At 62.6% G+C, this 18,831-nt stretch carries 16 protein-coding genes; 7 read left to right on the forward strand and 9 right to left on the reverse strand.

The window, feature by feature from the left end; translation table 11 throughout:
• Positions 1-76: 76 nt before the first annotated feature.
• The 5 genes from WH299_RS13700 to WH299_RS13720 all read left to right on the forward strand — a co-directional run bounded on the left by WH299_RS13700 (position 77) and on the right by WH299_RS13720 (position 6,557).
• Positions 77-2,590: a TonB-dependent receptor gene (locus tag WH299_RS13700; protein ID WP_339550513.1), complete on the forward strand. Its 2,514-nt coding sequence runs from the start codon at positions 77-79 to the stop codon at positions 2,588-2,590.
• 142 nt (positions 2,591-2,732) lie between these two features.
• Entirely contained in the window at positions 2,733-4,598 is a 1,866-nt protein-coding gene (locus WH299_RS13705; protein WP_339550515.1) for a phytase, read from the forward strand.
• A 46-nt stretch (positions 4,599-4,644) separates the two neighbouring features.
• Positions 4,645-5,337 (forward strand): protein TolQ, encoded by a 693-nt coding sequence (tolQ, locus tag WH299_RS13710; RefSeq protein ID WP_339550516.1) that lies wholly within the window; start codon positions 4,645-4,647, stop codon positions 5,335-5,337.
• A 15-nt stretch (positions 5,338-5,352) separates the two neighbouring features.
• Complete coding sequence (tolR, locus tag WH299_RS13715; RefSeq protein ID WP_028616642.1) at positions 5,353-5,799, forward strand: protein TolR; 447 nt, start codon at positions 5,353-5,355, stop codon at positions 5,797-5,799.
• The gene (locus WH299_RS13720) at positions 5,796-6,557 is read left to right on the forward strand and encodes an energy transducer TonB (RefSeq protein WP_339550517.1); all 762 of its coding nucleotides are present in this window, start codon (positions 5,796-5,798) and stop codon (positions 6,555-6,557) included. Before tolR ends, WH299_RS13720 begins: the two co-directional genes overlap by 4 nt.
• A 7-nt stretch (positions 6,558-6,564) precedes the next feature.
• Here WH299_RS13720 and WH299_RS13725 read toward each other — a convergent pair whose 3' ends face one another.
• From WH299_RS13725 to WH299_RS13750, 6 genes are all read right to left on the reverse strand, one after another.
• Positions 6,565-7,506 carry an NAD(P)-dependent oxidoreductase gene (locus WH299_RS13725; protein ID WP_122728849.1) on the reverse strand — a complete coding sequence of 314 codons (942 nt, stop codon included), beginning with the start codon at positions 7,504-7,506 and terminating at the stop codon, positions 6,565-6,567.
• A complete protein-coding gene (locus WH299_RS13730; protein WP_122728848.1) occupies positions 7,503-8,681 on the reverse strand; it encodes an acyl-CoA dehydrogenase family protein in 1,179 nt (392 codons plus the stop codon). Before WH299_RS13730 ends, WH299_RS13725 begins: the two co-directional genes overlap by 4 nt.
• Positions 8,678-10,042: an LLM class flavin-dependent oxidoreductase gene (locus tag WH299_RS13735; protein WP_339550518.1), complete on the reverse strand. Its 1,365-nt coding sequence runs from the start codon at positions 10,040-10,042 to the stop codon at positions 8,678-8,680. The genes WH299_RS13730 and WH299_RS13735 overlap by 4 nt, the downstream gene beginning before the upstream one ends.
• 12 nt (positions 10,043-10,054) lie before the next feature.
• Positions 10,055-11,008 carry an ABC transporter substrate-binding protein gene (locus tag WH299_RS13740; RefSeq protein WP_028616637.1) on the reverse strand — a complete coding sequence of 318 codons (954 nt, stop codon included), beginning with the start codon at positions 11,006-11,008 and terminating at the stop codon, positions 10,055-10,057.
• Positions 11,009-11,097: 89 nt separating this feature from the next.
• A complete protein-coding gene (locus WH299_RS13745; RefSeq protein ID WP_323625497.1) occupies positions 11,098-12,681 on the reverse strand; it encodes a rhodanese-related sulfurtransferase in 1,584 nt (527 codons plus the stop codon).
• Entirely contained in the window at positions 12,678-13,289 is a 612-nt protein-coding gene (locus WH299_RS13750) for a cysteine dioxygenase family protein (RefSeq protein ID WP_033897171.1), read from the reverse strand. The genes WH299_RS13745 and WH299_RS13750 overlap by 4 nt, the downstream gene beginning before the upstream one ends.
• Positions 13,290-13,506: 217 nt before the next feature.
• Here WH299_RS13750 and WH299_RS13755 point away from each other — a divergent pair, with 217 nt between their 5' ends.
• Together WH299_RS13755 and WH299_RS13760 are read left to right on the forward strand one after the other, a co-directional pair.
• The gene (locus WH299_RS13755) at positions 13,507-14,412 is read left to right on the forward strand and encodes a LysR family transcriptional regulator (protein ID WP_323625496.1); all 906 of its coding nucleotides are present in this window, start codon (positions 13,507-13,509) and stop codon (positions 14,410-14,412) included.
• Positions 14,413-14,520: 108 nt separating this feature from the next.
• Positions 14,521-15,315, forward strand: coding sequence for a class II aldolase/adducin family protein (locus tag WH299_RS13760; protein WP_339550519.1), 795 nt, complete (start codon positions 14,521-14,523; stop codon positions 15,313-15,315).
• A gap of 40 nt (positions 15,316-15,355) precedes the next feature.
• On the opposite strand, the gene WH299_RS13765 is transcribed toward WH299_RS13760, so the two are convergent.
• The 3 genes from WH299_RS13765 to WH299_RS13775 form a co-directional block, all read right to left on the reverse strand.
• A complete protein-coding gene (locus WH299_RS13765) occupies positions 15,356-16,438 on the reverse strand; it encodes an LLM class flavin-dependent oxidoreductase (protein WP_028616633.1) in 1,083 nt (360 codons plus the stop codon).
• Positions 16,439-16,645: 207 nt separating this feature from the next.
• The gene (locus tag WH299_RS13770) at positions 16,646-17,950 is read right to left on the reverse strand and encodes an ATP-binding protein (protein WP_122728838.1); all 1,305 of its coding nucleotides are present in this window, start codon (positions 17,948-17,950) and stop codon (positions 16,646-16,648) included.
• Complete coding sequence (locus WH299_RS13775; protein ID WP_122728836.1) at positions 17,947-18,687, reverse strand: response regulator; 741 nt, start codon at positions 18,685-18,687, stop codon at positions 17,947-17,949. The genes WH299_RS13770 and WH299_RS13775 overlap by 4 nt, the downstream gene beginning before the upstream one ends.
• Positions 18,688-18,831 lie beyond the last annotated feature (144 nt).

The following is an 18,831-nucleotide window of genomic DNA, read 5'->3' on the forward strand; positions in this document are numbered from 1 at the left end:
CATCCCCCACCCCTAGCGTGCCCTCCCAGTTGCCGGGCCTCTTGCCTGGCGCCAACGGATTCTTGGGGAGGATTGCATGTACAAGCGCACCGGGCTCGTCGGCTTCACGCTTACTGCCTTGGCCCTGGCGATGGCCAGCGAGCGGCTTTCGGCGGCCGAAGTGGCCAACACCGAGCACGTCGAGGTGGTCGGCCAGGCGGCAGCCATTGATCAGGCGCTCAAGGAGCAACGCAGCGCCGACAGCATCAAGAGCGTGGTGCATGCCGACGGCGTGGCCCAGTTGCCGGATGAAAACGTCGCTGAGGCGGCGCAGCGCCTGCCAGGCATCAGTGTGGAGCGCGACCAGGGCGAAGGGCGCTTTGTCAGCGTGCGTGGCCTTGGCCCGGACCTCAACAGCGTGACCATCAACGGCACCCTGGTGCCGGCCCCGGAAAGCGCACGCCGCGCCGTGGCCCTCGATGTACTGCCTTCGGAGCTGGTGCAGTCGCTGTCGGTGATCAAGACCCTCACGCCGGACATGGACGCCAACTCCCTCGGCGGCACCGTTGATGTGCAGAGCCTGTCGGCCTTCGACCATAAGGGGCTGTTCTACACCGGCAGCACCGAGGCCAGCTACGACAAAAACACCCACCAGACCAGCCCGAAATTCTCCGGTGCCGCCAGTAACCGTTTCAGCCTCGGCGACGGCATCGACAATTTCGGCGTGGCCGCTGCACTCAGCTGGCAGAAGCGTGACTTCGGCTCGGACAACGTCGAGACAGGCGGCGCCTGGGACTTCACCAACGGCGCCAAGCTCAATGAATTCGAGCAACGTGACTACGACATCAGCCGAGAACGTGCCGGTGGCGGCCTGAACTTCGACTACAAGCCCGATGACCTCAGCAGCTACTACCTGCGCACCCTCTACAGCCGCTACAAAGACACCGAGACCCGCAACTCCACCAGCCTCGAATTTGCCGACCCCCAAGCGCCCGGCGAGCTGGGCGATGCCGAGGCCAAACGCAAGCTGAAGAACCGCGAAGAAACCCAGGAAATCCAGTCCTACGTATTCGGCGGCGAGCGCATGCTCGGCCTGTGGACCCTGAGCGGCCAGGCCGGCTACAGCCAATCCAGCGAAGACAGCCCGGCGCACATCGCCGGTGCCACATTCGACGGCGGCGACTTTGCCAACAGCGGCTTCTACGACAAGGACAAGCCACGTCCGATCATTGGCAGCGGCTTCTACGACGCGCGCAACTTCACCCTCGACAAGGTCGACTGGGAAAAACAGAACACCCAGGACACCGAGAAAAACCTGCGCCTGGACCTGGCCCGTGACTATGACCTGAGCGGCTATGCCTCCCAGGTGAAGTTCGGCGGCAAAGTCAGCCGTCGCAACAAGGACAACGACCTGGAGGCCTGGGTCTACAAAGACTTCGACACCCTCGGCTTTACCGACGACCAGCTCAACCTCAGCCAGTTCCAGAAAGGCAACGTCGACTACCGCCTGGGCAACTACGGGCCGGGCATCAGCCCCAGCAGCATCAAGCAGTTGATCGGAGGCCTCAACGCCGCGGACTTTTATGACGAGACCGAATCCCGGGTCAACGACTTCACCATCCGTGAAGACATCAACGCCGGTTACCTGATGAACACCATCGACATCGACGACTGGCGCTTTATCGCCGGCCTGCGCTACGAGGGCACCGAATTCGAAGCCAAGGGTACCGGCGCCACGGACGGGGTGTTCACACCCACCGAGACCAAGCGCCGCTACCATCATTGGCTGCCCGGCCTGCATGCGCGCTACCAGATCGACAAGAACACCCAGGTGCGCGCGGCCTGGACCAAATCCGTGGTGCGTCCGACCTTTGGCCAATTGGCGCCAGGGTTCGTGATCGACGATGACGAAGCCACCTTCGGCAACCCGGACCTCAAACCCCTGGAGTCGAGCAACCTGGACCTGGGCATCGAGCATTTCATGGGCCGTGCCGGTACGGTCTCCGCATTTGTGTTCTACAAGGACATCAAGAACTTCGTCTACAACACCGACCTGGCGGGCACCGGGGCCTGGACCAACTTTTCCGAGGCGCATACCTACGCCAACGGCGACAGCGCCAAGCTCTACGGCCTGGAACTGGCCTACTCACAGAAATTCGATTGGCTGCCGGCACCGTGGAATGGCCTGCTGGTCGGTGCCAACACCACATTCAGCCGTTCCAGTGCTGACATCGAAGGCTTCGACAGCGCCAGCGGCGCGAATCGCAAGCGCAACATCAGCCTGCCCAATCAGTCGGACACCGTCGGCAACCTGATGCTCGGTTGGGAGAACGACAAGCTCAGCCTGCGCCTGTCGGCCAACTACAAATCAGCCTACCTCTTTGAGCTGGCCTCGATCAACGACAAAGCCCACGACCTGCACGTCGACGCGCAGACCTTCGTCGATTTCAGCGCGCGCTATTCGCTGACCAAGAACCTGCAAGTCAGCTTCGAGGCCCAGAACCTCACCGATGAGTCGTACTTCGTCTACACCGGCCACCGCAGCTACAACGGCCAGTACGAAGAGTACGGCCCCACCTACAAGCTGGGCCTGACCTTCACCCATTTCTAAGCACCAACCCCGATTTGAATGTGGGAGCTGGCTTGCCTGCGATGCAGACACCTCGTTGTTTCAGGCAGACCCCGTCGATGCCGTCGCAGGCATGCCCGCTCCCACAGTAGATCTCCAGTGTTTTCAAAGGATTTGTTTGTTCATGAGAATTTCCAAGTTGTATTTGCTGATCGCTCTAGCAACCTGTGGTCAAGCCATGGCCGCCGACCTGGCGCTGGTCCCTTGGGCGCCAAACCTGAATGCCGAAGCGGTGGCCTTCCTACCTGGAGGCACCCAGCGCCTGGCCGCCAGCACCCGCGACGGCCTGCAACTGCTCGACAGCAAAGGCGCGGAACTGGCCAGCTTCAAAGGCAGCTTCAGCAGCCTCGACACCCGTGCTGCCGGTGCCCAGACGCTCGTGGCCAGCCTCGACAACGACCGCCAACAGGCGCTGCTGATCAGCCTCGATGCGTCCACCAAGACCTTTGGCCAGCCCCTGTACGTGCCCACCCGCGACTACCCGGTGAACGGCCTGTGCCTGTATCGCGATGGGGCATCAAACCTGTTTGTGTTCCTGGTGGGCGAAGAGGGCAAGGGCGAGCAATGGCTGGTGGGCAATGGTTCAACGCTGTTAAGCAACCCTCAGCGCGTGCGCGGTTTGCCGCTGCCGCCGTCGGCACAGTTCTGCCAGGTGGATGACGCGACCCAACAGTTGCTGGTCAATGAAGAAAACGTCGGCTGGTGGGCCTACCCGGCACACCCTGAGGCGGATGTGAAACGCACCCCGCTGGCGCTGTTCGACAACCCCAAACGCGAGGCTGGCGCCATGGCGCTGGTGCCGGGCGGGGTGGTGACGCTGGATCCTAAGGCGGCCCAACTGCATCTGTTTCAGCAAACCGGCGAGCGCTGGGTTGAACAGGGCAGCCTGACGCTGCCGGGCTTGAAAGAACCGGAGCAACTGAGCGTCAGCGGCCAGCACGTGCTGGTGCGGGATGACGACACCGGCAGGCTCTACCAGGGCAAACTCGACTGGAAGGCAACGCCTGTGGCCGCGGAGCCGGTAGTGCCGGAAGTCGCCGCCCTGCGCCAGACCGACCCGGTCGGTCGCCAGGGGGATGCGGCGGATGACCCGGCTATCTGGATTCACCCCGAACAACCCGCCAAAAGCCGCGTGCTCGGCACCAACAAAAAGCAAGGCCTGCTGGCCTATGACCTCGACGGCAAGCTGCTGCAGGAGCTGGCGGTCGGTCGCCTGAATAACGTTGACGTGCGCGCCAACTTCAAGCTCGGCGCGCAAACAGTCGACCTCGCCGTGGCGAGCAATCGCGATCACAACAGCCTGAGCCTGTTCAGCATCGACCGCCAGAGCGGCGAGTTGCGTGAAGCGGGTGAAGTGCCGACGCCGCTCAAGGAAATCTACGGCATTTGCCTGTTCCAGCCCGCCAGCGGCGAGATCTACGCGATCGCCAATGGCAAGGACGGCACCTTCCTGCAATACCGCCTGAGTGCGCCGGACGGCCGGGTGCAGGGCGAACTGGTGCGCCAGTTCAAAGTCGACAGCCAACCCGAGGGCTGCGTGGCCGATGACCAGCGTCAGCGCTTGTTCATCGGTGAAGAAGATGTCGGCGTCTGGGCGGTGGATGCCCGCGCCGACCAACCCGCCACGCTCACCAGCGTGATCAAGGTCGGTCCGCAGTTGCATGCGGATGTCGAGGGCTTGGCGTTATACCAGAGCAAGGAACGCGACTACCTGGTGATCTCCAGCCAGGGCAATGACAGCTACCTGGTGTTGGATGCCGAGCCGCCGTTCGCCACCCACGGCGCCTTTCGTGTCGGCCTGAACGCGGCAGCAGGGATCGATGGCGCTTCGGAAACCGACGGTCTGGAAGTGACTGCCATGAACCTCGGCGGGCCCTGGAGCAAGGGCATGTTGGTGGTGCAGGACGGCCGCAAGCGCATGCCCGAGCAGACCCAGAACTTCAAGTTCGTGCCGTGGGCCGAGGTGACCCGCGCATTGAAATTGCCGTAGGCGTCATCACCCGGTCATCACTTTTTAATCGAATAGGAGCTTAGCCATGCACGCGACGATGGAACATATGACGATCTGGGGTTTGATCAGTGACGCCAGCCTGTTGGTCAAGGCCGTGATGGTCACGCTGCTGCTGGCGTCCTTGCTCAGCTGGTACCTGATCATCCAGCGCGCCAGTGTGTTGCGCCGCCTGGAGCGCCAGTTGAAGGGTTTTGTACTGCGCTTTCGTAGCGCTGCGGACTTGCAGCCGCTGCACCGCGAAACCGTGCAAGCGGGCGAGGGCGGCATTGCGCCGATCTTTATCGCGGGAGTGCAGGAATACCAGCACCTGCTGGGCCACGATCCGGCCGTGCTGGAAGGTGTCGAGCGCGCCTTGCAGGTGGCGATCACCGAGCAGGAAATCGAGCTGGAAAAGGGCCTGCAGTTCCTGGCGACCGTGGGTTCGGTCAGCCCCTATATCGGCTTGTTCGGCACCGTGTGGGGCATCATGAATTCCTTTATCGGTTTGTCCCAGGTGCAGCAGGCGACGTTGTCGACGGTAGCGCCGGGCATTGCCGAGGCACTGATCGCCACTGCCATCGGCTTGTTCGCGGCGATCCCGGCGGTGATCGCCTATAACCGCTTCGCGGCACGTGGCCAGACACTATTGACCCGCTACTACGCCTTCGGCAACGAACTGCAAGTGCGCCTGCACCGCACCTTGCGCGGTACGCCGATCAACCTGGCCGTGGCCGCCTGAACAAGGAGCAAACCGATGTTGACCAGGCCGCAACGCAAGCACGGGCCCAAGGCCGAGATGAACGTGGTGCCCTACATCGACGTGATGCTGGTGCTGCTGGTGATCTTCATGGTCACCGCGCCGATGCTGACCCAAGGCGTAAAAATCGAGCTGCCCAAAGTCGCCGCCGAGGCACTGGCCACCGACACGCGCCAGCAGATCCTCACGCTGTCGGTGAAGGCTGACGGCGGCTACTACTGGAACCTGGGCGGCGAACTCGATACCACGCACCAGACCGACAGCGCCGTGACCCTGGATGAAATGGGCGTCAAGGTCATGCAGGTGGTGGCGGCGCGCAGCGATACCCAGGTGTATATCCGCGCCGACGACAGCGCTGGCTACGGCCGGGTCGTGGCAGCCATGGCGGTGTTGCAGAAGGGCGGTGTCAGCAATCTGGGGTTGGTGACCGAGGCCCCGCAATGACGGCAATGATCATGCACAGTCCGATGCTCGCAGTGGGGCCTGGGGAGCCTTCCGGGTTCTGGAGAAACAGCGTGGCGGCCAGCCTCGCGGTGGCGCTGCATGTAGGCGTGCTGGCGGTGTTGATGCTGGGTGGGTCGACAGATAAGCCGCAGGTGGAAACGCCGAGGGTGATGCATACCCAGTTGGTGATGGTGCCGCCGACGCCCGCTCCCGTGCCTGAGCCGGTGGCCGTCGCAGCGCCTGCGCCGGAGCCTGTGGTCGCTCCCGTGCCGGCGAAACCGGTGATCGATCCACAGATCCAGGCACAAAAACTGGAAAAAGCCGCATTGGCGCGCAAGCGGGTCGAGGAAAAGAAGCTGGAGCAGCAACAGGAGCGCCTGGTCACTGAACAGCGCAACCGCGAGCTGGAGCAGCAGCGTCTGGCCCAGGAGCGCCTCGCCGCTGAACGTGCGCACCCTGCAGCACCGGCCGCCGCGCCGGCCTTCGACAGCCGTCAGTACCAACCCTTGAGCAAAGAGGCGCCGGACTATCCGGAGCGTGCCCTGGACAAAAACATCGAAGGCGATTGTTCAGTGGAGTACACCGTCAACACCCAAGGGCGTGTAGAAAACCCCAAGGTGCTGGACGGCTGCCATCCACTGTTCATGCGGCCTTCACTGGCGGCGGCGAATACCTTCCGCTACCAGCCGAGGATCGTCGATGGAAAACCCGTGCCGGTGCCGGCTGTGCGCAATACTTTCCATTACCGCATCAAGTAGACGGCGATCAATTGGCGCGGTTGTAGAGTTCGACATTGGCTACATACCGCGCCAGATTCGCCAAAAACGTATCGGCAATTTCTTCCTTGCTGTTGGTCGAAATGGCCGAGGTATGCGGAGATAGCCGCACACGCGGATGGGTATACAGCGGATGCCCGTCCGGCAACGGCTCCGGCTCGGTCACATCCAGCGATGCCAGGCCTATCCGCCCATTGTCCAGCGCTTCCAGCAGCGCCTCCTGATCCAGCAACCCACCCCGCGCAATATTGATCAGGTGCAGCCCCGGCTTGGCGCTACCCAGCACGTCACGGTTGATGAGCTGCCGCGTGGACTCGGTCAGCGGTGCCGCCACCACCAGGTGATCGGCGCGGGCGAACAGGTCGTGGATGTCCTTGGCGGCGTCCACGCCCGCGCTGAACGGCGCCTGGCTTTGGCGCAACGCTACGACCTTGATCCCCAGGGCCAGGGCTTTTTGCGCGAGGCGTTCGCCTATCGCACCAAACCCCAGGATGCCCAATGTGGTGCCCTTCAGCGGGCGCAACGCGGTGAAATTCCACTGCGAATCCTTTACCCAGATGTCCGGCAAATGCTTGGCGGCGGCAAAGATCGCGGCCAAGGCAAACTCGGCCAGGTTGTCAGCGGCACTGCCACGGGAGGTGGTCACCGGCGGGCCGTTGAACAGCCATTGCGGGTAGAAATCGATGCCCGACGACACCAGATGCACCCATTGCGCGCCGTAAGGCCAACCCGGTGGCGGCGTGTCCGGCGCGGTGTAGCCGCGCACGTTGATCGGGCGCAGCAGCAGGATATTCGCCTGGGGCGGCAGGTCGCTCGGTACGCCAACGGGGACGTCGATCACCTGGGCGTCGGGATGGATCTTTGCCAAGCGCTCGCGAATCACTTCATTGAAATCTTCGTCCAGCTGGCTGGCGACAATCACCTGACTCATGTGCGTTCCTTCTGGCGTTGGGCGAAGACGGCTTTGCCGACGCCTTGCAATACGGCGTCGTTCTGCGGGGTATGCACGCGGCTGCACAGCACGTCGCGGTAATGCCGTTGCAACGGGCTATGGCGCGACAGGCCGGGGTTGCCCGAGGCTTCGATGGCCAGCTCCACGGCGCGGATCGCGTTGTGGGTCACCAGGTACTTCAACTGCGCCGCATGGGCGGCCGGGGTGTGGCCTTCGGCGGCAGCATCAAGCAGGCTGCGGTTGGCGAACAGTAGGGTGTCGATATGGCCGACGGTTTCCTGAAAGCGCGGTAAGGTCGACAGCGCAGCGCCGAGGTTGGACGGCGCGCGTTCTTCCAACCAGTTCACCAGCCAGTCCCGCGCAGCCTGGGCCACGGCGTCGTATACCGACGACAACAGCACCGACATCCACAGGAAACCTTCGCCATCCAGCTCCGGCGACGGGGCGCTCCAGGGGCTTACGCTGACGGCGTGGTCCAGCGGCACCAGCACGTTGTCGAGCACCACTTCATGGCTGCAGGTAGCACGCATGCCCAGGTGGTCCCAGGTGTCGATGATGGTCACGCCGGGACTGTCCTTGGGCACCAGCCAGGCGCCTACCAGTGGGTCGGCATCGTCACTGCGGCCCCACACGCTGAACCAGCTCAGGCCGTGGCTGCCGGTGGAGTAGATCTTGCGGCCGCTGATGCGCCAGCCCTCCGCGGTGCGTACGGCGGTGGTCGCCGGCAGCCCGCCACGGGCCGGGGTGCCAAGGTCGGGTTCGACGCGCAGGGCGTTGATCAAGGCGCCGTTGCGCACGGCGTCTTCCGCCACTTGTGCGCGCAGGTGTGGCGGCCAGGTTTTGCTGTCTTGCAGGCGCGTGTGTTGCAGGTACTGCATCACCAGGATCAGCGCGGTGGACGGCTCGCCCTTGGCGATCGCACTGATCGCCTTGCGAGCCTGGGGCAGGCTCGCGCCGCCGCCGCCCAGGGCCTTGGGCACGGTGAGGGCGACCAGGCCATGTTGGTGCAGCAACTGGAAGTTGGCATGGGGGAAGGCGCCGCTCTCGTCATAGACATGTGCGGTGCTGGCCAGCTCGGTGGTGAGGCGTTCGAGCAGGGCGTCGAAATGGGCGACTTCCACGGAGCGTAGGGAAGGGTGCGAGGATTGGCTCATGCCAGCGCCTGCTGCTGCGCTTCAACCTCGGCGGCGACGCTGTAGCGGTTGGCCGGCACATCCAGGCCCAGGTTGTCGCGCAGGGTCTGGCCGCTGTATTCGGTGCGGAACAGGCCGCGTTGCTGCAGCACCGGCACCACCAGTTCGGTGAAATACTGCAAGCCGTCCGGCAGTACCGAATTGATGATGAAACCATCGCTGGCGCCGGTTTCGAACCAGGTCTGGATCGCGTCAGCGACTTGCTCCGGGGTGCCGACAAAATCACGTTTTGGCCGCGAAAAGCGCAGGGCCACTTCACGCAATGTCAGGCCTTCGTCCTTGGCCAATTGCTTGATGCGGTCGGAACCGCCTTTCTGGCTGTTGGAACCCAGGTCACCGAGTTCGGGGAAGGGTGCGTCCAGCGGGTATTGACTAAAATCGTGGTCGTTGAATGGGCGGCCGAGGGCGACGATTGCATCTTCCACGGTGACCAGGTCCACGGCCTGCTGATAGCGGCTTTCCACTTCGGCCTCATCGCGGCCAACAATCGGGCGGATACCCGGCAAAATCGACAGGCTGTCGGCGTCGCGGCCAAACCCTTTGGCGCGGCGCTTCAGGTCTTGGGAATAGGCCAGGCCTTCCTCGATGCTGTCCACATGCACAAAGATCGCGTCGGAGTTTTCTGCGGCGAAGTTGCGTCCATCTTCGGAGGTGCCCGCCTGGAAAATCACTGGCTGGCCCTGACGCGAACGCGCGATGTTCAGTGGGCCTTTCACCGAGAAGAACTCGCCCTTGTGGTTCAGCGCATGCAGCTTGCTCGGGGTGAAAAATTCGCCGGATTGCTTGTTGTAGGCAAAGGCGTCGTCTTCCCAGGAATCCCATAGGCCCCTGACCGCGTTCACGTGTTCCTTGGCGATGCGGTAGCGCACGGCATGGGGCGGATGCTCGGCCTTGCCGAAGTTGTCGGCGGTGCCGCTCAACCAGGAGGTGACCACGTTCCAGCCGGCGCGGCCGCCGCTGATATGGTCCAGGGACGAGAACTGGCGCGCCACCTGGTAGGGCTCGGTGTAGCTGACGGTCACGGTCGCCACCAGGCCGATGTTCGTGGTGATTGCCGCGAGCGCCGAGAGGATGGTCAGCGGCTCGAAACGGTTGAGGTAATGCGGGCTGGATTTGGCGTGGATATGCAGGCTGTCGGCGATGAACACGAAGTCGAACTTGGCGGCTTCGGCCAGTTCAGTCTGCTGTTTGTAGAAGCCAAAGCTGGTGCTGGCGTTGGGTTGGGCGTTCGGGTGTCGCCATTCGCCCCAGCCGTGACCGACGCCGTGGACCATTGCACCCAATTTTAAATGGCGTGGTTTGAATTGACGTGGTTTGCTCATGTTCTGCTCCTATTAGCGCGAGGCTTGGGAAAGGGGGGCACGCTTGGCGTTGAAGCTCTTGTCGAAGCCCTGTGACACGTCGATATGCGTGAGCAGCAGGCCTTCTTTCTGGTAGGTGTCGGCGGTCGCTTGCAGGCCGCTGATGACCGCGTCGTCGATGGCGACCGGTGTCAGGTGGGTGTCCTTGGCGACTTCCACATGCACTGCCAGCGGCAGGCCGGTGATCTTGGCCTGGGCGGCCGCGTATTCATTGGGGTGCACGTTGGCCCAGGCATAGGCGCGGTCGAGACGGGCGACAAAGTCATCCAGTTGCGGGCGCTTGTCGGCGATGGCCTGGCTGGTGGCGGCGAGGTACAGGTGATTGCTTAGCAGCTTGTTGCCGCTGATCAGCACGCGGGCCTGGCTTTGCGAGGTGACCACGGTGGTGTACGGGTCCCAAGTGGCCCAGGCGTCGGCGGTGCCGTTGTCCAGCACCAGGCGCGACTCGCTCGGCAGCAGGAAAATGAACTGCACGTCCTGGGAGGTCAGCCCGGCGGTGGCCAGGGCCTTGATCGCCAGGTAATGGCCGATGGAGCCACGCCCGGTGACAATCTTCTTACCCTTGAGGTCGGCGACAGTCTTGATCGGTGAATCCTTGGGCACCACCAGGGCGGTGGTGTTACGCCCTTCGGAGTGAATGATGCTGACCACCTTGAGCGACGCACCGGCCCCCAGGGCGAACACGTAGGGCGCGTCACCGAGGGCGCCGATGTCCACGGCCCCGGCGTTCAAGGCTTCACCCAGGGGCGAGGCCGAAGGGAACTCCGACCAGCGGATTTCGTAGGGCACGTTTTTCGATTCGCCGGAGGCTTCCAGCAGCGCCTTGATGGTGGATTTCTGATTGGCGACCCGCAAGGGTTGCAGGTCGTCGGCGTAGGTGATGCCCGATAGTAGAGCGATCAGCAGGAGGGGCAGGGTCAGACGCATAAGAGAGGCTCCAGGCTAAGGGTTAGGTTGCAGTCGCCTCCGCCTGGAGAAGGGGTCGGCTGTTGTGAAGGCCCGGCAAGGGCATACCGTCAGATCACATAGAAACCATGGGTGCCGTCGCGCGCCAGTTGGTCGACCAGGCCGAATTCCCAGTCCAGATAGGCCTGCATGGCTTCCTTGGGGTTGTCGGTGCCTTCGTACGGGCGGCGGTAGCGGTCGATGCGCGGTGAGGCCAAGTGAGTTTCACCTTCTTCCAGCGGCAGTTGCGCGTTGATCCAGCCGGCGGTGCCGTCCTGTAACAGGAACACCTGCTTGCCGGTGATGGCTTCGACTTCCGCCACCGCCAGGCGCGCCAATTGGCTGCTGCCGCAGGTCAGCACGTAGCGTTGAGCGGCAGGCACTTTGGCCAGGGCCTGGGGTAGCTGTGCACGCAGCGCCCACCAGGCACCGGGGATGTGACGTTTCACGTAGTTGGCGCTGGCGGTGAAGTCCAGCACCACGGTGTCGCCATGGCTGAGCCAGTCGGCGAGGGTGTGCGGACTGATCAGCTCGGCTTGGGCGGGCGTCGGCACCGGCGCGATCCAGGCGCCTTTCTCGCTGAAGTGCGTGGGTTGCAGGTTATCCAGTACGTAAACTTCCCAACCCAGCTGGGCCAGCCAGGAGGCGGACATGTTGGCGCGCACGCCGTCGTCATCCGCGAGTACCAGTCGCGCGCCACGCACACTGGCGACGTGGTCGGTTTCCTGCACCAACTGACCGCCTGGCGTGGAGCGCGCGCCCGGCAGATGCCCCGCTTCGAATTCTTCCGGCGTGCGCACATCGAACAGGTAGGTGGTACGCGTCGGTTCCTGCTGCCAGGCGTGCAGATCGGCCAGGGTGGCGCGGCCCACGCGGGCCTTGTCGGCAACCCGCCGGGCATCGGCGGCGGCGACCTGGCGATGCTCTTCCGAGGTCGGCGCAAAACGGCGCGACTGGCCGTGGGCAAGTTTCTGCCCGGCCAGGGTCCAGCCAATGGTGCCGTTGCGTAGCGCCGACACCGGGTTGGCCACGCCGGCATTGATCAGCGACTGGGTGCCGATAATGCTGCGGGTGCGCCCGGCGCAGTTGACGATGATGCGGGTGGCCGGGTCCGGCGCCAGCTCGCGGGCGCGCAACACCAGCTCGGCACCGGGCACGCTGATGCCGGTTGGAATACTCATGGTCTGGTATTCGTCGAAACGCCGCGCGTCGAGCACCACCACATCGGCCTGGCTGTCGAGCAGGGCCTGTACTTCTTCAGCGGCCAGTGACGGTGTGTGCCGCTCGCTTTCTACCAGTTCACCAAACGCCTTGCTCGGCACGTTCACGTCGATGAACAGCTCGCCACCGGCCTTGCGCCAACCGTCCAACCCGCCTTCAAGCAGGCTGACCTGTGTGTAGCCCAAGGCGATCAGACGCTCGACAGCACGGGCCGCCAGGCCTTCGCCGTTGTCGTAGACGGTGACCTGGGTGTCACGCCGTGGAATGCGTGAATACACCTCCAGTTCCAGTTTGGACAGCGGTATGTTCGCGGCGAACAGCGGGTGGGATTCGGCAAACGGCGCCTCTTCGCGCACGTCGATCAGGGCGACTTCTTGATGGTCCAACAGGGCCTGGCGAAGCTGGGCAAAGCTGCGGGTGGATGCGGTGGTCATAGGGCAGGGCTCTTTTCTTTGGACAAATCCCAGATATTCGGGAGGAAGGCGTTGGAATAACCGGAGATAAACAGTTTCTCGCTGCCGTCGGGCTGGTACACCGCCCGGCGCACCGCACCGATGTTGGCGCCGTACACATGGATGCTGATGGACACCTGGTCGCTGTGGGCATTGCTGACTTGGTGGATGTCACCGACCTTGGGCGACACGGCTTCAACCTGGCCCGGCACCAACTGGATCGGTTTGCCTTCAGCCACCAGGCGGCCATCCGGCGCGCGCTCGAAGCCTTGGGAAAATTCGGCACCGCGCAGCATGCCGATCAGGCCCCACACCCGATGGTCATGAATCGGCGTGCTTTGGCCCGGCCCCCACACAAAACTGACGATGCTGAAGCGCTGGCGCGAGTCGGCGTGCAGCAAGAATTGCTGATAACGCTCGGGATCGGGCTGGGCGAACGCATCGGGGAGCCAGTCATCATGGCTGACCAGTTGCGCCAGCAGTTTGCCGCCCCGGTGCAACAGGTCGCCTTCGCGTGGATTGCCGTCGATCAATTCCGCCAGGGCGCCGATGAAGGCTCTGAGTCTTTCGGGGTGCTTGGCCTGGGTCATGACAATTCCATGGTGTGGTCGGTGGTGATGGGTTTATCTAAGCATAATGTTTATAGTTAATATGCTATTTTTTAATGATTAGCTTATAGCTGAAGGTAATTTAGAACCGGTCTGAATAGCGTTAGACGTTATCGATCACAGCGCGGACTATCCAGATAGCTTTCCTGCAACTATGCTTCGCACACATTTTAATGACTGTTCTCTATGTGCGGCCCAAATGAAAATTGACGATATCGATGCCTTTGTCGAAGTGATTCGTTGCCAGTCCATTAGCCATGCCGCTGAGTCGTTGCAACTGACCCAGCCGGCCATTACCCGCCGTGTGCAGAACTTCGAGCAGGCGCTGGGCGTGGAGCTGTTCGACCGTAATACCAAACCCCTCAAGCCTACGCTGATCGGTACCCGCGTCTACGAGCAGTGCCGGCTGATCCTGCGCGAGATGGATGCCCTGCGTGAGCTGGTGGCCACCGACGCACCACCCACCGGCGTGCTGCGCCTGGGTGTGCCGCAGACCATTGGCGATGTGGTGCTGCTGGATGCGCTCAAGCACCTGCGTACCGAATACCCGGACCTGCGCGCCCAGGTCGCCACGGGCTGGGGCAGCCAATTGGTCGGCAAGATCGAGCGCGGCGAGTTGGATGCGGCTGCGGCGTTGTTCCCGGCGGGCAAGATCTTCCCGGACAACATCATCGGCGAGTCCATCGGCAAGATGGAACTGGTGGTGGTGTGTGCCAAGGCCCAACTGCCGAAGAAGCCCTGCAAGCTGGCGGATGTGTACCAGAACGGCTGGATTCTCAACCCGGACGGTTGCGGTTTCCGCGCAGGCTTGCAGCGGACCTTGTCCGATCAGGGGCTGGCATTGCGGGTGAACCTGGAGACTTTTGGCACTGAGCTGCAATTGGGCTTGGTGGCGGACGGCCTGGGCTTGGGCCTGGTGCCACGCCCGTTGCTGGAGCGCAGCGCCCATCGTGAGCATCTGGCGGTGGTGCCGCTCAAGGATTTCAAGCCGGTGATGGACCTGTGGCTGATCTATCCGCACTTCTTGGGTAACCTGCAGGGGCCGGTGGATGCGTTTGGCAAGTGGGTCGCGGCCTCGTTGCACAAGATCAAGGATGCGGCTTGATATGAAAAAAAAATAATAATTAGCTTAGATTAAAATGTGCTTTTTATTATTTTTTTGCATCCCCTAGGCTTGCCTGGAAGTCCTTAAGGCCATCCAGGAAGTTTTGCCATGAGCAGCGTCACCTCGATTTCCAGCGTTTCCACTAATGTTCGCCAGCGCGTCACTCCGGAAGAATGGGAAGTGCGCGTCAAACTGGCCGCCGCCTATCGCCTGGCGGCCTTGTACAAGTGGACCGACCACATCTACACCCACTTCTCCGCCCGTGTACCGGGCCCGGACGAGCATTTCCTGATCAATGCCTTTGGGTTGTTGTTCGATGAAATCAGCGCGTCCAACCTGGTCAAGGTCGACCTCGATGGCACCATCGTCGACGACCCTACCGGCCTGGGCATCAACTACGCCGGCTATGTGATCCACAGCGCCATCCACGGTGCACGCCACGACCTGCAAGCAGTGCTGCACACCCACACCCGCGACGGAATTGCAGTGTCAGCGCAAAAAGACGGCCTGCTGCCGATCTCCCAGCATTCCATTGGTTTCTCCGGGCGGGTGGCGTACCACGGGTATGAAGGCGTCGCCCTGGACCTGGACGAGCGTGAGCGCCTGGTCGCGGACCTGGGAGACAAGAGCGTGATGATTCTGCGTAACCATGGGTTGTTGACCGCAGGCGTCAGTGTCGAGCATGCGTTCCAGCAACTGCAGCAGTTGGAGCGTGCGTGCAATATCCAGGTCGCGGCGCAGGCGGCGGGAAATGCGGAGTTGATCTTCCCACCGACAGACGTAGTGGAGAAGGTCGAGCAGCAGGCGAAGGTGTTTGCCAGTGGGGAAGGCCCAGGTGTGGCGCGGCATTGGAATGCGTTGATCCGGCAGTTGGAGCGCAGTGATACCGACTACAAGAACTGAATCTTCAGTGGGGGAGTTGGCTAACCAACTCCCCTGGGGATCAAGCCACTTGCTGGGCCTGCTCGCGCTCAGCGATCAGTTGGCGAGTGAGGGGAATCAGGCGCTTGCCATAGTCGATGGCATCATTCAACGGATCAAACCCACGGATCAGGAACGTGGTGATCCCCAGATCGTAGTAATCCACCAACGCCTCTGCGACTTGCTCAGCGGTGCCTACCAGCGACGTGGAGTTACCCTGTGCACCGAGCAACCCCGCAATCCCCGTCCACAAGCGCTTATCCAGGCGCGACCCCTGCGCCGCCGCTGCGAGCAACCGGCGCGAGCCTTCATTCGGCGGTTCGCGCCGCACAAAACCATTTTTCTCTGCCAGCTCGGTCGCCTGCTGCAAGATGCGCTCGGCCCGTGCCCACGCCAGTGCTTCGGTCTCGGCAAGGATCGGCCGCAGCGACAGGCTGAAGCGAATGGTGCGTCCATGCTTGGCTGCTTCGGCACGCACCTGGGTCACGATCTCGCGCACTTGTTCGTAGGTTTCGCCCCACAGCGCATACACATCGGCGTGTTTGCCGGCCACTTCGATCGCGGCTTTGGACGAACCACCGAAATACAGCGGGATATGCGGCTGTTGCGGCGACTTCACTGTGGAGTGCGCGCCTTCGACCTGATAGTAGGTGCCCTTGAAGTCAAAAGGCTGTTCGCTGGTCCATTCCTGGCGCACCACGCTCAGGTATTCGTCGGTGCGGGCGTAGCGTTCGTCCTTGCCGATGTGGCTGCCGTCGGCACGCAGTTCGCGGTCGTCGCCGCCGGTGATGATATGCACGGCCGTGCGCCCACCGTTGAACACATCCAGGGTGGCGAACTGGCGCGCAGCCAAGGTGGGCTGGGCGAAACCGGGACGGTGGGCGATTAAGAATTGAAGTTTTTGGGTCACGCTGGCGGCGTGGGAGGCGATCAGTGTGCTGTCCGGGCTGTTGGAGTGGAAGGCCACCAGTGCGCGGTCGAAGCCGGCGTCTTCGTGGGCGCGGGCCACGGTCTCTACGTAGTCGGGTTGCAGGGTAGGGCCGCTGCGCGGATGGATTTCGGAAGCGTGATGGCCGCCAATGTAGCCGATGAATTCAATGCTCATGGTCTGTCCTTGTGTCGTGCGTGAGTGACACCTCCACCGGGCAGGGGGTCGGTTATTCGCCTCCAAAGTAGGTGGCGGGACCGGGGCTGTAAAATGCCGATTGGTTCTAACCTAATTATTAAAATGTTTAATCATGAGTTTGGCTATATATCAATAATTTGCATCTGTGCACCGTCCGCATGCGTCGGCAACACCGGTCTCCTTGGCTTAAAGCCCCAAGCGTATCTCGGCACACAGCCCACCTTGCGGCCGATTGCTCAAGGTCAGCGAGCCGCCTATCGCTACGGCCAGTTGTTGTGCAATCGCCAACCCCAGTCCGGTGCCGCCGGTTCCGCGATTGCGTGAACTTTCGACGCGGTAGAATGGCTGCATCACCTGAACCAGTTCGTCTTCGGCAATCCCCGGGCCACGATCCAATACCTTGATCGACAATTCCCCGTCCGCCGTCGAGCCCACTTCCAATTCGGCACTGCCTGCAAACTTCAAAGCGTTGTCCACCAGATTCACCAGCACCCGGCGCAAGGCATGGGGGCGCGTGTCGAACACGACGGCGCTTTTACCCGTGAGGCTGACCTGTTTGTGCATATCCTGGTAGTCGAACACCAGGCTGTCGAGGAAGGCGTCGAGGTTGATCCGGTGGCTGGTTTCGGTCGCGCCGTGGATGCTGCGCGCATAGGCCACGCCTTCGCGCACCAGGTGTTCCATTTCGCCCAGGTCGCTCCAGAGCTTGTCGCGTTCGGCGCAGTCCTCCATGAGCTCGGCGCGCAGTTTCATGCGGGTGATCGGGGTTTGCAGGTCATGGGAAATCGCCGCCAGGATCTGCATGCGTTCCTTGAGGTACTCGGCGATGCGTTTTTGCATCTCGTTGAACGCGGCCGCGGCGTGGGCGACTTCGGTGGGGCCTTTTTCGTCCAACGGCGTGGGGTGGGCGTTGGGGTCGAGGGTTTCCACGGCGCGAGCCAGGCGGGTCAGTGGGCGGATGGCCAGGCGCACGGCGATCCAGGTGCAGCCTAGCAACAGTGCCAGTTGTAACACCAGCACCACCGGAAGCCAGTAGGCGACGGGCAGGGCGGCGGGGCGTACGTCGATCGTGATCGGGCTACCATCGGCCAGGGTCAGGTGCGCCTGGAAGTGCTTCTGCATGCCGGGAATGTCGCGGAAGGTCAGCGCGTAGTGTTCGCCCAGCGCGTCTGCGATGGAGGTGGCGGCCATGGGCACATCATCGCTGCTCATCGGTTCGCCGGTCACGCCGGCGTTCAGCAGGTAGCGGTAGTTCTGCCGGTCGAGACGCGGCAACCAGCTGGCCCGTTCGTTGACCGGCAGTCGGTCGAGGATCGCCACCGAGGTGGACACATCGTTTTCCAGGTTGCCCAGCATGGCAGTGCGCGCACTGATGTAGCGCTCGTAGAACTGCGCACTGAAGGACAAGCCATGGGCACACAGCAGGCTGATCAGGAAGATCAGCGACAGTTGCGACGCCAGGGTGCGCGGCCAGCGAAACCTTGGACTCATTGCTTGGCCCCGAGGATTTCCACCGGCAGCGAGAACACGTAACCCTCGCTGCGCACGGTCTTGATGTAGGCCGGTTCGCGGGCATCATCCAGCAGGCGTTGACGCAGGCGGCTCACCAGCAGGTCGATGGAGCGGTCGAACAGGTCGGCATCGCGGCCTTGGGTCAGGTTGAGCAACTGGTCGCGGTTGAGCACGCGTTGGGGGTGGTCGAGGAACACCCGCAGCAAGCGATATTCGGCACCGCTCAAGGCCACCAGGGTGTCGTCCTCGTCAAGCAGGTGGCGTGCGGTGGTGTCCAGGCGCCAGCGGCCGAAGCGGATCAGCCGTCCGGTTTCGCTGACCACCAGGTTCGGCGGTAGCATCCGTGTGCGGCGCAACACGGCGTTGATCCGTGCCAGCAATTCACGGGCGGCGAAGGGTTTGACCAGGTAGTCGTCGGCGCCCATTTCCAGGCCGATGATGCGGTCGGTTTCATCGTTGCGCGCGGTGAGCATCAGTACCGGAGTGGCCTTGTGCTTGCCCACCCGCAGTTCGCGGCACAGCTGCAGGCCGTCGTCACCGGGCATCATGATGTCCAGCACGATCAGGTCCACGGGAGTGGTGTCGAGGAAGCTGCGCATCTGGCGGCCGTCGGCGACCACGGTGGTGCGCATGCCGTTTTTCTTCAGGTAGTTGCCTACCAGTTCGCGGATCTCCCGGTCGTCATCGACGATCAGGATGTGATCGACATGATCCATGCTGCCTTCCTCGTTAAATACTCATTGGGGCGCAGTCTAGCCATTGGCGACGCCCTTGCCTTGTACCCTTTGTATTCCAGTGTATCTGGCGATAAGGAGATACACGACGATGCAAAATGGCGGGTGCGACAGGCTATGTTCATC

Source organism: Pseudomonas sp. MYb541, from assembly GCF_037479595.1.
In the GTDB taxonomy this organism is placed as follows: domain Bacteria; phylum Pseudomonadota; class Gammaproteobacteria; order Pseudomonadales; family Pseudomonadaceae; genus Aquipseudomonas; species Aquipseudomonas canadensis.